Genomic DNA, 12,171 nt, shown 5'->3' on the forward strand with positions numbered 1-12,171 from the left:
TTCGAGTCCGGCCACTGGCACCAACTTCATAAAAAGACGGTTTTATGCCGTCTTTTTTTATTGTCCGTAATCTTACGCTGATATACGCAAACACCAGTACGCAAAAGGCTTTAACGTTCCTTACGTTCTTCCGTGGTTTTACGTTTTATTATTTTCTCTTATGTTGACAACCGCAAATTTTAGTTATACGGTTAGTTATACGGGATCGGGATATAACTAAAAAACATCGAAACCGTATAACTAAAAAACGCTAGCGCCTTTACTGGTAAGGCTTGCGAGATTTATTTTTTTTGAGATTTTAAGAAGTGGCACGTATAACTAAACCTTTAACGAATACCGAAGTTATTAATGCAAAGCCGAAAGTTAAGGAATACACTTTATCAGACGGCAAAGGCCTTTATTTATTGATAAAGCCGAATGGGGCGAAGTTGTGGCGGTTTAACTATTACAAGCCTTTGAGCAAGCCTAAAAAGCGGGTATTGTTAGGCGTTGGCAAATTCCCCGAAGTATCACTACAACAAGCTCGTAAAATGCGTGATGAATATTTAGCGCTGTTGGTGGAAGATGTCGACCCACTGGCATATCGTCAGGAACAAAAGCAAGTTGAGTTAATGCGGTCAGAGAACACGTTTAAAATAATCTGCGCTAAGTGGTTTAATGATGTTTATCCAAGCAAGGCCAACAACCCCGACACCATAGCGAAGAACTGGGCAAGGTTGGAAAATCATGTCTTTCCGTTTATTGGTGATTTGCCTTTAGATGAAATTAAGCCCCGTCATTTACTTGATTTATATCAAAGAATAGGCGCTAGCAATACGCTAGACAAACTGCACCGACTTATTAAAAGCACCATGGATTACGGTATAAAGTTAGGCATTATAGAATTTCACAACTGCAACATTGCTAAAGATGATTTTATCGCCCCTATTGCTAAGAATCAGGCAAGCATTTTACCAATAGAACTGCCTAAGCTGATAACGTTAGTAAATAATGCGCACAAAGCTCACAGAGTTGAGTTAAACACGTTTTACGCTTTCAATTTGAGCTTACTCACAGGATTACGTCAAGGAGAGCTTACCCGCTTAGAGTGGCGTTTTATTGATGATGGTTTGCTTGTGGTGCCAAGTCACCTGTTAAAGCAGACCAGAAAGCTAAAAGAGCAACCACGAGACCACGTTATACCGTTATCTACGCAAGCGAAACGACAACTAGACACCATCAGGAAAATAAACGGCACAAGCCCTTTTATCTTTGCCAAAGTCCGAAACAGAGCCGAACACATGAGCCGTGAAAGTGTAGCAAAGGCATTAAAAGAGATATTGCAAGGAACAGAACTACAAGACAGACAAAACGCCCACGGCTTGCGGTCAATCTTTAGGACTTATTTAACGCAAATTGGCGTTAATGTGGTGGTGGCGGAATTAGCATTAGCCCACCATTCATCAGGACGGGGGAAAGTTCAGGCCGTTTATGACAGATATGAGTATCTAGACGAACGCAAGCAAGCATTGCAACATTGGGGCGACTATTGCGAACAATGCGGACTATTAACAGAATAACCATTTACAGCAAGCCGACAGCCTCACCGCTAACGGCTTTTTTATTTCCTTGAGGAATATAAAAAATCCTTTTTCACTCAAAAAAATTTAAAGGAAACTTTTGAACTTTTTTCTACCTAGCCCCTTTTTAAGCTATTTTTTACTCTTTTTTGCTTTAAAAAGAAATAGATAATAGTAAGTAGTTTAGTCGGGGGCTAACAAGGGGCTAAGTAGTAAGCAAAGTCAAAATAGGCTTTTTTAGGGCTAAAAATCCAATAACTTTTAGTTATAAGTGTGTTTTATAGCGTTGTGGTGGTGGTTTAATTGATTGCTTAATGTGTATTTTATAAGATACAATAAAGAAGATAAATCAAGGGGGAATTGTGAAAGATAAAATTTACACTATTGAAAAGACAGAAACCTTTGAGAAGTGGTTTAGAAATATCAAAGATGTGATGGCACGTTCCCTTGTGGCTTTGCGTATTAGACGTGCTGAGGATGGAAACTTTGGCGACTGTAAAAGCCTAGGCGGTGGACTGTATGAAATGCGAATAGATACGGGCAAGGGGTATAGAGTTTATTACGCACAGCAAGGGAAAGTTGTTTATATTTTGCTGAATGGTGGAGATAAATCAAAACAGCAAGCAGATATTGAGAAAGCCAAAATGATATGGGCGGATATTAAAAAAGACCAGTTGATAGTATAAGGAGTGAGAAAATGACAAGCGAAAATGTAGGCATTTCCCCCGATATGGTGGAAAAATACGGCATAACAAATTTTGATGTGGCGGAATATTTAGACAGTGAAGAAATGATACAGTGCTATTTATCTCACATTATAGCCGATGGAGATCATGACGAATTTCTTCAAGCATTAGGCGACATAGCAAGGGCAAGAAGTATAGCGGATTTATCAGAGAAAACAGGCTTAGCACGTGAAAACCTTTATAAGGTATTCTCAGGGAACACTAAGCCACGTTTTGAAACCGTGCTAAAAATCCTCAAAGCCTTGAATATTGAATTTATTCCACCAACGAAAACCGCACAAATTTAACCGCACTTCTGGCCTAGTCTTACCGCTAGGCCTTGTTGTATTTCGTCACAAATTAGATCTCAAAACTGTATCATTATTGGATCATCCCCCCACCACAACGGAACAATTAAGGAAAAATGCTCATGCTTTGTTATTACTGGGGTTGTGGCTATTAAAAGGAAACAGATCGGGAACAAAACGGAAACATTTTACCGATCTCATTTATCCGCTTTAAGCACACAATAAAAATCTGTAAAATGTCAACAAAAGTCAACCGATAAGCAAGGGGGAATTATGGCAAGATTGACAAACGTTCAGCAACGCATAGCGGAATTATTGGCACGTACTGAAAGAAAACTAGCAAAGGTTAGTCCACCACAGGCTAAACTATTAAAACCGCTTAGAGATGACGTAATAGCCCAAACAAGCGAAGAAATTAAATCTATTCGTAAAACATTGAGGCTATCTCAATCAGGGCTAGCCAAAAAGTTAAAAATGAGTGTAGCCACGTTGCAAAACTGGGAGCAAGGGCGAACCGTGCCAAATGCTCACAGCCTTATGCTGTTGCGTATGGCTAAAATAAACCCATCACTATTTAATGCGGTGGTAAATAGCACTTCTGGCTAAATAGTCCACCACCAGAAGAACCACAAAGGGGGCTTGCTTAGATATGTTTAACAAGCCTTAAGGTGGTGGAATAAAACCGATATTTTATACGTTTTTATACTGCAAAAGTATAATTATACAACCTCACAAAGCCCCACACATGCGACCCTGTAACGTTTACTATGTACCCGCCCATGACTTCCACCAACTGGAACATAAAAATAATCACAATAAAACACGCCATACAGTATTTCACTGTATCTAAATTTGATTTAGAATAAGACAGAATTAAACAGCGTATCACTACGCAAATAATATGAGTGCGACTAGGTGCGGATTAATTACCCGACCCGAAAGAGTGAACCCTATTTCATTTTGTCGCACTCTTACCGAATAGGGAGCGTATAGGGGCGTAATTATGATTGATATTGTGGGCGATTTATTAGCACTCAAACAACAGAGAGAGCGTGATTATATTTCCATTCCTGATTTTATCGAAGACATTAAAAAGAAAGGTTCTGCGAATTTCTATTATGAGGTTGCTAACTGGCTTTTAGCGAAACTTTATAATAATAATCCTAGCAACTTTGATTTTCGTATTTCACTGGATTACGATAACTGGGCTTATGAAAATGAAATAGATGTTTATACATTGCCCGACAGCTTATATGAAGAACCCGAAAAATGCTCAGATAATATATTTTTCCAAATATTGTATCAACTAGCACCTAGGGAAGATCACACTATTTTTGAAACAGTAACTGATATTTTAGGGGTTGACTTTAGCAATTATTATTTAAATCGTAATCAGATTTATCGTTATTTAAATATTGCTGATGAAGACAAAGATAATGGCAGTATTGAGAAAAATCAAATTCAAGAAAAAACACTAACCTTAGCCATGGCACTAACCAAAACAGATGAATTTGTAAAGAATACTGATATCAATAAAAGCCCTGTTGGAACAGCGGAGCGTGTTGTATTTGAGGAAACAATCAAAGATAAAAACGAACGCATAGCCGACCTAGAAAAACAACTAGCCGACACTAAAAAGCAATTAGCCGATATTCAAAGCCACCCTATAAAGCAAAGTGCGGTAGATTGTGGTAGATTTTCTATTTATGGGCATACTAGCGAACCTTTAGAAATTATTTTTGATTTATGTAAACAAATTAGCGAAAAATGCGATCCCGATAACCCGCATTCCTACCCAAGCAAAGCTGATATTGAAAAATATCTAAAGCAATACTACACCGATAGCAAAAAATTAAGCGAAAGCATTTATCAGGTTGTTACGTCCGACAGAGTTAAAAGCAAAGGGAAAAAACCAGAAGATGTAGAGACCTTTCAAGGCTTTTCTAAATAGGCTTAAACTAACAATCACTAGGCTATATCAAAAAGGGGTATAGCCTTTTTTCTTTAATAATACCTACAGCCCTTACAAGACTCTACAGTTTCACAAGCAAAAAAAATCATAGTTTAATACCGCCATTCAATACATAAACAAACACCAAAAGGCGGAAATTATGACAACACAAACCAACCAACCAGAAACTCAAAACCAACCAGAAACCCAAAAGCAACCAGTTTTAACCGTTGAAACTGCACGCACGCAAACAGGCTTAACGCCTCAATTACTCACATTAAAAGAAATCATGGCACTAACTGGCCTAAGTTCTACCACTATCTACAAATTCGCTAAATTGGGCAAATTCCCACAACCGAAGAAGATTGGCGACCGTGCCGTGCGTTGGCGTTTAGCAGACGTTCAGGCCTACATTAACGCTTAATACACTAAGCATCCATTATTACTACTTTGTACAGGTGAAAGATATGAGACCAGATAAACGACCAGACCGACTAGAACGTATTGCCATGGCTTTATTGCTTAGTCCTGAGGGTATTTCAGAACGTGAAATCATGATTAGCGAGAATATCACAAGCGGACGTAATGAAGTAAACAAACTTGAACCGCTATTAGATATTAAATTCAAGCGTGAATGGGAGAACACCGCAGATGGTTACGGCCAATACTACCGCTATTCGATTCCAAATCGTGAAGTTGCTCAAAAGCTCATTAAATATGTTAATGCGAAAGCCCATGAACGCATGAACATAGAGCGATTTGATGAACGGTTAACGGAAATTGTTTTAAATGGATTTCCCTATATTGGCGAGATGTAATTTTTAAATGATGGTCCACCACCAACACGAACGGAGAACAAACCAATGAACGACAGTAAAAATAAAATCCTTACACCAAAGGCCAAGACCTACCCACAAACCACTCGGAGCTTTGAGCTAGATAAAATAGCGGTGGAACGTTGTAAAACCGACTTCCCCGAATACTACGGATTTAAGAAAGCACTAGCCAAAGAGAGCCTAGAGCTAGCCGACCGACTACAAAAGGGACTGGATTTATTTAAAGAATTAAAAGGTGGTGGAATGACACTCACAGGCGAGCAGAACGCACGCTATAAGGCGTTTAGAAATGGGGCAATGTATTTCATTAACCGCTTAACAAACCTTGCTGAGCATGTGGATAAAGTGAATAGAGGCGAATACGAGCCGACACCATACCGACCAGAGAAGAAATCAGACAACAGTAATCAATCAAAAACTGGTGGAAATGATTAACAAGGATTTTTATTACTCAAATTTGAGGAGCAAAGAATATACAAATAACGCTCATTGTTTGCTTGATAAATTTATCAAGCAAAGCTACTACAAAATACTACACACAAGGACAATAAACATGATTGAACAAGTTACCGACCTATTAGCCACACAAGCACGCTTAATTAATGGCGTGGATTATCAGACTATTAACGCACGTAATTTACATGAGGCGTTGCAGTCTAAACAAAAATTCGCACGTTGGATCAAAAAACGCACCAATGGCGGACTATTTACAGAAAACTTTGACTTTATCGTTGTTCATAATGCAATGAATAACCCAGAAAATAAAGCTAGATTAGAAGAATTAGACAGTGTGGCAAAATTGCCACACGGTGCGGAAAATTTAACCAATGACACCCCGACTAATTGGACACTTCAAAATGGCGGGCAAAACGCTATCGACTACTTCATTACCCTAGACATGGCTAAGCACCTTTGCTTAATGGAGAAGAACGAAATAGGCAAGGCAATTCGCCACCATTTCATCAAAGCAGAGAGCCTATTAAAACAGATTGCACCCAAAGCACACCGAAACACACTCAAAGAAACAAAGGCACGTCTAGCAAGCATTGACCGCAATTCAGAGATGACAGACGCAATCAAGGCAATGATAGAGCGTCACCATATTGAGCCAAGTAAACAGCGGTTTATGTATATCAGAGAGCAAGAAATGTTAGACAGCTTGGTATTGAATAAAAACGTGCGTAAATGGAAAGCAGAACGCAATATCACAGGCACCATTCGCAGTCAGTTTAACCGTGAGCAGTTGGAAAAATTAAATTTATTGCAGTCCACCAACACCGCTTTAATTAATATTGATATGAATTACCACGAACGCAAAGGGAGACTTCTGGAGCTTGCTCAACGATAGGCAAAAAAAAGCCCTAACCATACACAGTTAGGGCAGAGATTTTTCACTACATTATTTTACTATTGCGTCAGGTCACACATGAAAAATATATCAAGTAACAACCGAAATAATATTAGCATTATTTCTGGCAAAATCAATCACATTATTCTGATTTGTTATATTAAATCAGGTTTTAATAAAAATAAATTACAAGCAAACCACTTTACAAAGTCGGTTGATTTTCGCTATTCTAAAAATGTACTAGCAAAATCTAGTGCCGAGCCTCGAAACTCGAACGATTTATCAGTGGCGAACGACAGCACGCCCATTTATAACCGTGCTTTTTTTGTTCGTAGCATACGCACACCCGAAGAAAGCAACCGGCTCAATTTTGAGCGGGTTAGCACTTTATCAAATGAAGTTGGTACGCTCAAATTTGAGCCTAGCAATTTTCTCTCAATGGTGGCGTGTAATGGGAAAGGTTTAGCCCTTTGCTGTGTTCCACTGATCGCAGTTTTCGAGCCTGTTACACGTTACCGCCCCAAAGCCTCGAAACTTCAAGCGGTAACTTCTACAAAATATTCAGTGGAGTTATCAGCAATGATTTATTTATTCCTAGGCATACACCGCCAAAACTTAGGCAACACAAGCCTATCTGTAAACCGCTTGCCAAAAGCAAGAATTGTTATTCAAGCCGACAACGAAAGCACGGCACGGGCAAAAATCGCTAAAGATTATTGCTTGTTGCAATGCTGGAACGTCAAAAACTCACACCATTTACACCGCACTTTATCCAACATTAAGGGGGTGATTTATGCGTAAAATTTTCGTAGAGCTATTGCGTAGTCGTGAAAATGGGGGTAGTATTGGAATCACTACAACCAAAGACGGAAAGCACGACCGTTATTTAAGTGCTATTTTTTTATCTCAAATTCACCATTCAACAGGCGAACACCGCCCCGAATGTATCGTATTTGCGGTAAGGATTACACCCCGAAATAAGGCGATTATTCGCACGAATAAGGGGGGCTGTTCTTTGGCAGTAGTTGAACCCTTACCGCACCTAACTCAAGGCGGTACATTACTAACTAACACCAAAGAGAACAATCAAATGAAACAATCCAACACTTTAACCAGTGCGTTAAATCCTATTCGCTATTCTCAACCGTTTTCATTAATGGGGGTGATTTATGCTTAAACGTATCAACCATCAATACACAGAACGCAATGCAAGAGATTTAAAATCTATTTGTAATTACATTCAAACTTGCAACTTTTTAAACCAAAGTCTAGACGCTTTCAAAAACGATAGTACGTTAACCCCTGAAGAATACAGGGAAGTTTTTGATAATCTCACAACCTTACAATCACTACTTAATGAAATTGACTTTACAGGGGGCCAAAATGAATAATCTAAATCTAGTGAATGTTCAAATTGACACGTTAGAACAACGCATTAGCCGACTATTACAGCCGTTAAATTTACTGCACATTATCACCAACGTTAATTTTGATTTAATTGAGCCGTGCGAATTAGATGATAGTTTAACGGGCGTAAAAGACCTGATACAGCGTTCTGTTGATGAGCTGAACGAATGCGTGGATTTATTGCGAATTAGCCTCAATAAGGCGGAGAATGCGAATTATCCACCATCAACAGGCAATGATTCAGAATTTGACACGTTGAAACTATATAGACGGGTATGAGGTGGTGGAAATGAATAATAAACCGTATCAGCTTTTTATGGTATTCAGTCAAAGCCAAGTGCTTATTGATGAATTTGAGACACTGGCCCAAGCACTGCAAGCTAAAAATGAAATCAGCCAAAAGCAGAAAGCGGGCAATGTGTTTTTTGATAATGACTTCACACTCTCAATCATAAAAAGCGAGGTGGTGGAATGAAAAGTAATGAAGTATTGACCGCACTTTGCGAGCAAGCAGAGCTAGAGCAGAAAATCATACATAATTACGTGTTTAAAATGCGCTGTAAAGTGACGCTAAATAATGAACAGATAGGCGAGCTTTTACACCACAGCAAGGAATTACAAGGCTATTTACGAATGATTAAAACTGGATTGAATTAAGGGGGTTCTACAATGATTTATTACAGCGTCACAGGTTACGACTTACGGGGAAAAACATATAACTTCGGCACGTTCGACAATTTAGATAATGCAATAGCTAGACAGGTTAAAGCATTAAACGACCGTATTTATAGAGCGGTTCGCATTGAAAAATACGTTAAAGATTTTAACTAGGGGGAATTATGGCAAAATTAATTAACGCACCACATTTAAAAGAGCCGTGGAATAATCAGCTATTCAGTGACCTGATTATTTTAGCGGGTAGTACGGCGTGGGGAGCATGGAACAAGGGCAAGGGGACGCTATGGCACATTCTAGCCGACACTTTGAAGATTGATGATTTTTCTGTTAATGGGGAGAAAATTCACCGCTATGATCAGAAACCGGTAATTCTTGACGTTAAACAGCTTGCTAGCCTAGGAAATACAAGGCTTTGTAATCAAGATCAGCGGTTTATTAAAATCTTCCAATATGGCGAGCTAACACAAGAGCAAAAAACCGCTATTTGCTTGAACCTTGCCACCAACAACAAAGTAAACGGCCTAGCTGTTGGCTTGTATGATGGCGTGAGCATGGAGAAATTAGAAAACTTGAGCGGTTATATTGAACGCTTGCGCACCCAAGAAAGCGAGCAGGAAACGGCTAAAATGATAGTCGGTTCTGTTGGTGGTGGAAGTGAGGAGGAAGTCAATTTAGAGGACAAAAAGCCAACCAGTAGGCAAAAAGTAGAGGCCTTTTTAAAATGGAAAGGTGAGCAACTGGCGAGGGATTTAACTATCGGTAAAAGTTTTATCTACAACGGCAAGGCGTGGGAGGAATACCAACAAGAAGAACTAGAGCGGGATATAGTGAAGTTCTACAATGAGAACAACGCAAACTACACACAAAACACAATTAACAGCCTAGCTAAAATCATTACCTTGAATATGGCACTAGCCCCAAAGGGTAATGGGCGCTTTATTGCGTTTGAGAATGGCGTTATTGATAAGTATACGGGGGAATTTTTAGCCCACCACCAAAGCCAAGGGGTAAGGGGGTTAGAGCCTTTTAACGTGAATTTAAGCGAAAATACACCGCACTTTGACGACTGGTTAGATTTTGTTAGTGATGGCGACCAAGAAAAAAGACGGGCATTGCTTTCCGCTTTCTACATGGTACTAACAAATAAATTTGAGTGGGGGCTATTTGTTGAGGCGGTAGGCGTGGCGGGCAGTGGTAAGAGTGTTTTTGCTGAAATTGCAACAATTATCAATGGCCGACACAATACAGCCGTTTTTGATATTGACCGATTAGAGGACGCTAATTTTTTAATAGATTTAGTTAACAAGTCGCTAGCAATCAGTCCAGACCAAAACAACTACAAGGGAACTGCGGACGGTTTAAAGCGTGTAACTGGTGGCGACGCTGTTATTGTTCGCCCATTGTATAAACAAAGCTCAAGCGTTAAATTGAACACCGTTATAATGATTACTACTAACTACCCATTGCTATATACAGATCGGAATGGTGGCGTATCTCGTCGACGTGTAATCATTGTTTTTGATAAGCCTATTCCACCAGAAAAAAAAGATGTCCGCTTTACTGAAAAAGTAGCGAGTGAGGTTTATGGCATTATTAGGTTATTATTAAAAACATTTCCAGACGAAAGAACCGCCCAAGGTATTTTAGAGAATTACAGAGAGCATAGCGACGCACTGGCAAATAAAACCACCGCAAACCATTTAACCGACTTTGCGCAAGAATTTTACGTAATGGAAGTTGCGGAAAATGATAGCCCCAAAGAGCGAGCAGAGAAAATTAACGGCTTGTACTGGGGGAGCGGACAAAGCAACAAGAACGAAACGCAAGCGCTTTACAATGCTTACATTTTTTATTGTCGTTGCCAGAATATCACACCGCTAAATGTGAAAGCATTCAAACAAGCATTACCCGACGCATTAAAAGAGACTGGGCAAAAGGCCAAGATACAAACACGGCTTAAAAGCAATTCAGAAATTACAAATATCTATTTTAAAAACACGCATGAGGCTATTCAAAAATGGCTAGGGTAAACATTTAGGCGTTAAAAAATTAGACAGACTACAGAGGGAAGAAATGACCGAGTTCACACCAAAACAAGAAAACTTTTGCTTGATATACATTGAAACAGGCAACGCAAGCGAGGCATACAGACGGGCCTACAATGCGGATAAAATGAAACCAGAAAGCATTCACCGCAGAGCTAAAGAGCTATTAGACAACGGCAAGATCAGGGCAAGAATAGAGCAACTGCAAGCGGACAACGTGGCACGGCACAACATTACCGTAGACAGTCTGCTTGATGATGAATTAGAAGAAAGCAGAAAGCAAGCCATGAATAATAATCAGCTTAGCGTGGCCGTTTCTGCTGTTATGGGTAAGGCTAGGATATTAGGCTTTGACAAAGGGAAAGCGGACAACATTAAAAATAATTTTCAGCCCCAATTAATTGTAAGCCTGAAAGATTTATTTGACAGCGAAGAACAAGACCACCAACAAGAGGAATAAAAAAAATGAAATGTAGCGAGGCAAAGCTGTTTTTACGACCGTCAGCGATTGAACACTATATCACAGAGGGCAAAACCTCAATTTACAGATTTATGAGCTTGTGGAGTGATGAAGAACCCTACCCGATTAGCGAGTTAGTGGAAATTCAAAAGCAAGTAACAGGCGAGATTAAAGCGGATTACAATCAAGCCCCTAGTGAGCAACTAGAAAGAGCATTAAAGCGAGCAGAAAACCTGTTAACCAGAATTCAGCACAAAGAGCGGGAATTGATGAACGGTAATTCAAAATATCGAGCGGAATTATCTCAAATAAAAAATGTTGAGTAAGTCCACCACCAAACGGCCTAGATTATTTCTAGGCTGTTTTATTATACATTGACTTTGTACAGTTATAATTATTAGGTAAAAATCACTAACCAACCACCAAAACACCAGAAAAAATGAATTTTACCCACATTTAGGGTAATTAGCCCCTTGTTAGCCCCTTGCTAGCCCCTTGTTATTATGTAACTGATTTTAAATCATTTAATCTTTAAATTAACCTTAAAAGGGGGCTAGGTAGAAAAAAGTTTGAAAAAAACTTCTTTTTTTATTTTTTACTGAATATTTTCTAGTTGTACAGTATTTTACTTCAATCATCAAGACACCATAAACTGCATTATGATAGCGGTTGGTGGTGGATATTCATCACATTGAAATAATCAAATTGAGGTGGTAAAGTTACCCGCCAGAATTAAGTTAAAAATTAAATGACTTTTGGTTTTAGTTATACGTTTAGTTATACGGCAGTTAACTCTTAAAATATTTTATTTTAAATTACAATAAATTATATCGTGAATTCGAGTCCGGCCACTG

At 39.0% G+C, this 12,171-nt stretch carries 19 protein-coding genes; all 19 read left to right on the forward strand.

Annotated elements, in window-relative coordinates:
* Nucleotides 1–305 precede the first annotated feature (305 nt).
* The 19 genes from ACTG7Q_RS10720 to ACTG7Q_RS10810 all read left to right on the forward strand — a co-directional run bounded on the left by ACTG7Q_RS10720 (nt 306) and on the right by ACTG7Q_RS10810 (nt 11,643).
* Nucleotides 306–1,559: a tyrosine-type recombinase/integrase gene (locus tag ACTG7Q_RS10720; RefSeq protein WP_439243758.1), complete on the forward strand. Its 1,254-nt coding sequence runs from the start codon at nt 306–308 to the stop codon at nt 1,557–1,559.
* 374 nt (nt 1,560–1,933) lie between these two features.
* Nucleotides 1,934–2,245: a type II toxin-antitoxin system RelE/ParE family toxin gene (locus ACTG7Q_RS10725; protein WP_439243807.1), complete on the forward strand. Its 312-nt coding sequence runs from the start codon at nt 1,934–1,936 to the stop codon at nt 2,243–2,245.
* A gap of 11 nt (nt 2,246–2,256) precedes the next feature.
* Nucleotides 2,257–2,592: an addiction module antidote protein gene (locus tag ACTG7Q_RS10730; protein ID WP_439243761.1), complete on the forward strand. Its 336-nt coding sequence runs from the start codon at nt 2,257–2,259 to the stop codon at nt 2,590–2,592.
* Between the two features lie 273 nt (nt 2,593–2,865).
* Complete coding sequence (locus ACTG7Q_RS10735) at nt 2,866–3,198, forward strand: helix-turn-helix domain-containing protein (RefSeq protein WP_439243764.1); 333 nt, start codon at nt 2,866–2,868, stop codon at nt 3,196–3,198.
* 397 nt (nt 3,199–3,595) lie between these two features.
* A complete protein-coding gene (locus tag ACTG7Q_RS10740; RefSeq protein ID WP_439243767.1) occupies nt 3,596–4,543 on the forward strand; it encodes a hypothetical protein in 948 nt (315 codons plus the stop codon).
* A gap of 160 nt (nt 4,544–4,703) precedes the next feature.
* Nucleotides 4,704–4,967, forward strand: a complete 264-nt coding sequence (locus tag ACTG7Q_RS10745) for a helix-turn-helix transcriptional regulator (RefSeq protein ID WP_439243770.1) — start codon at nt 4,704–4,706, stop codon at nt 4,965–4,967.
* A gap of 43 nt (nt 4,968–5,010) precedes the next feature.
* Nucleotides 5,011–5,361 (forward strand): hypothetical protein, encoded by a 351-nt coding sequence (locus tag ACTG7Q_RS10750; protein ID WP_439243772.1) that lies wholly within the window; start codon nt 5,011–5,013, stop codon nt 5,359–5,361.
* A gap of 45 nt (nt 5,362–5,406) precedes the next feature.
* Complete coding sequence (locus ACTG7Q_RS10755; protein WP_439243774.1) at nt 5,407–5,814, forward strand: hypothetical protein; 408 nt, start codon at nt 5,407–5,409, stop codon at nt 5,812–5,814.
* A gap of 118 nt (nt 5,815–5,932) precedes the next feature.
* On the forward strand, nt 5,933–6,727 hold the full coding sequence (locus ACTG7Q_RS10760) for an antA/AntB antirepressor family protein (protein WP_439243777.1): 795 nt from the start codon (nt 5,933–5,935) through the stop codon (nt 6,725–6,727).
* A 78-nt stretch (nt 6,728–6,805) separates the two neighbouring features.
* Entirely contained in the window at nt 6,806–7,528 is a 723-nt protein-coding gene (locus ACTG7Q_RS10765; RefSeq protein ID WP_439243780.1) for an ash family protein, read from the forward strand.
* Nucleotides 7,521–7,904, forward strand: a complete 384-nt coding sequence (locus ACTG7Q_RS10770) for a hypothetical protein (protein ID WP_439243783.1) — start codon at nt 7,521–7,523, stop codon at nt 7,902–7,904. The genes ACTG7Q_RS10765 and ACTG7Q_RS10770 overlap by 8 nt, the downstream gene beginning before the upstream one ends.
* Nucleotides 7,897–8,118, forward strand: coding sequence for a hypothetical protein (locus ACTG7Q_RS10775; RefSeq protein WP_439243786.1), 222 nt, complete (start codon nt 7,897–7,899; stop codon nt 8,116–8,118). Before ACTG7Q_RS10770 ends, ACTG7Q_RS10775 begins: the two co-directional genes overlap by 8 nt.
* The gene (locus ACTG7Q_RS10780; protein WP_439243789.1) at nt 8,111–8,413 is read left to right on the forward strand and encodes a hypothetical protein; all 303 of its coding nucleotides are present in this window, start codon (nt 8,111–8,113) and stop codon (nt 8,411–8,413) included. The genes ACTG7Q_RS10775 and ACTG7Q_RS10780 overlap by 8 nt, the downstream gene beginning before the upstream one ends.
* A gap of 10 nt (nt 8,414–8,423) precedes the next feature.
* On the forward strand, nt 8,424–8,609 hold the full coding sequence (locus ACTG7Q_RS10785) for a hypothetical protein (protein ID WP_386692885.1): 186 nt from the start codon (nt 8,424–8,426) through the stop codon (nt 8,607–8,609).
* Nucleotides 8,606–8,791 (forward strand): hypothetical protein, encoded by a 186-nt coding sequence (locus ACTG7Q_RS10790; RefSeq protein ID WP_439243792.1) that lies wholly within the window; start codon nt 8,606–8,608, stop codon nt 8,789–8,791. Before ACTG7Q_RS10785 ends, ACTG7Q_RS10790 begins: the two co-directional genes overlap by 4 nt.
* Before the next feature lie 12 nt (nt 8,792–8,803).
* Nucleotides 8,804–8,965 carry a hypothetical protein gene (locus ACTG7Q_RS10795; RefSeq protein WP_439243795.1) on the forward strand — a complete coding sequence of 54 codons (162 nt, stop codon included), beginning with the start codon at nt 8,804–8,806 and terminating at the stop codon, nt 8,963–8,965.
* An 8-nt stretch (nt 8,966–8,973) separates the two neighbouring features.
* Nucleotides 8,974–10,842 carry a DNA primase family protein gene (locus ACTG7Q_RS10800; protein WP_439243798.1) on the forward strand — a complete coding sequence of 623 codons (1,869 nt, stop codon included), beginning with the start codon at nt 8,974–8,976 and terminating at the stop codon, nt 10,840–10,842.
* 43 nt (nt 10,843–10,885) lie between these two features.
* A complete protein-coding gene (locus ACTG7Q_RS10805; protein WP_439243801.1) occupies nt 10,886–11,317 on the forward strand; it encodes a terminase small subunit in 432 nt (143 codons plus the stop codon).
* A 5-nt stretch (nt 11,318–11,322) separates the two neighbouring features.
* Nucleotides 11,323–11,643, forward strand: coding sequence for a hypothetical protein (locus ACTG7Q_RS10810; protein ID WP_439243804.1), 321 nt, complete (start codon nt 11,323–11,325; stop codon nt 11,641–11,643).
* Nucleotides 11,644–12,171: the final 528 nt, after the last annotated feature.

Origin of the sequence: Lonepinella sp. BR2474, assembly GCF_051851555.1 — a bacterium.
Taxonomy (GTDB): Bacteria; Pseudomonadota; Gammaproteobacteria; order Enterobacterales; family Pasteurellaceae; genus Lonepinella.

Bases quoted from the DNA above. Each gene is read 5' to 3' on its own strand.
- ACTG7Q_RS10800 (WP_439243798.1), top strand. From the start codon at position 8,974: ATGGCAAAATTAATTAACGCACCACATTTAAAAGAGCCGTGGAATAAT.
- ACTG7Q_RS10730 (WP_439243761.1), top strand. From the start codon at position 2,257: ATGACAAGCGAAAATGTAGGCATTTCCCCCGATATGGTGGAAAAATAC.
- ACTG7Q_RS10770 (WP_439243783.1), top strand. From the start codon at position 7,521: ATGCGTAAAATTTTCGTAGAGCTATTGCGTAGTCGTGAAAATGGGGGT.
- ACTG7Q_RS10780 (WP_439243789.1), top strand. From the start codon at position 8,111: ATGAATAATCTAAATCTAGTGAATGTTCAAATTGACACGTTAGAACAA.
- ACTG7Q_RS10735 (WP_439243764.1), top strand. From the start codon at position 2,866: ATGGCAAGATTGACAAACGTTCAGCAACGCATAGCGGAATTATTGGCA.
- ACTG7Q_RS10790 (WP_439243792.1), top strand. From the start codon at position 8,606: ATGAAAAGTAATGAAGTATTGACCGCACTTTGCGAGCAAGCAGAGCTA.
- ACTG7Q_RS10755 (WP_439243774.1), top strand. From the start codon at position 5,407: ATGAACGACAGTAAAAATAAAATCCTTACACCAAAGGCCAAGACCTAC.
- ACTG7Q_RS10745 (WP_439243770.1), top strand. From the start codon at position 4,704: ATGACAACACAAACCAACCAACCAGAAACTCAAAACCAACCAGAAACC.
- ACTG7Q_RS10805 (WP_439243801.1), top strand. From the start codon at position 10,886: ATGACCGAGTTCACACCAAAACAAGAAAACTTTTGCTTGATATACATT.
- ACTG7Q_RS10740 (WP_439243767.1), top strand. From the start codon at position 3,596: ATGATTGATATTGTGGGCGATTTATTAGCACTCAAACAACAGAGAGAG.
- ACTG7Q_RS10760 (WP_439243777.1), top strand. From the start codon at position 5,933: ATGATTGAACAAGTTACCGACCTATTAGCCACACAAGCACGCTTAATT.
- ACTG7Q_RS10750 (WP_439243772.1), top strand. From the start codon at position 5,011: ATGAGACCAGATAAACGACCAGACCGACTAGAACGTATTGCCATGGCT.
- ACTG7Q_RS10810 (WP_439243804.1), top strand. From the start codon at position 11,323: ATGAAATGTAGCGAGGCAAAGCTGTTTTTACGACCGTCAGCGATTGAA.
- ACTG7Q_RS10775 (WP_439243786.1), top strand. From the start codon at position 7,897: ATGCTTAAACGTATCAACCATCAATACACAGAACGCAATGCAAGAGAT.
- ACTG7Q_RS10765 (WP_439243780.1), top strand. From the start codon at position 6,806: ATGAAAAATATATCAAGTAACAACCGAAATAATATTAGCATTATTTCT.
- ACTG7Q_RS10795 (WP_439243795.1), top strand. From the start codon at position 8,804: ATGATTTATTACAGCGTCACAGGTTACGACTTACGGGGAAAAACATAT.
- ACTG7Q_RS10785 (WP_386692885.1), top strand. From the start codon at position 8,424: ATGAATAATAAACCGTATCAGCTTTTTATGGTATTCAGTCAAAGCCAA.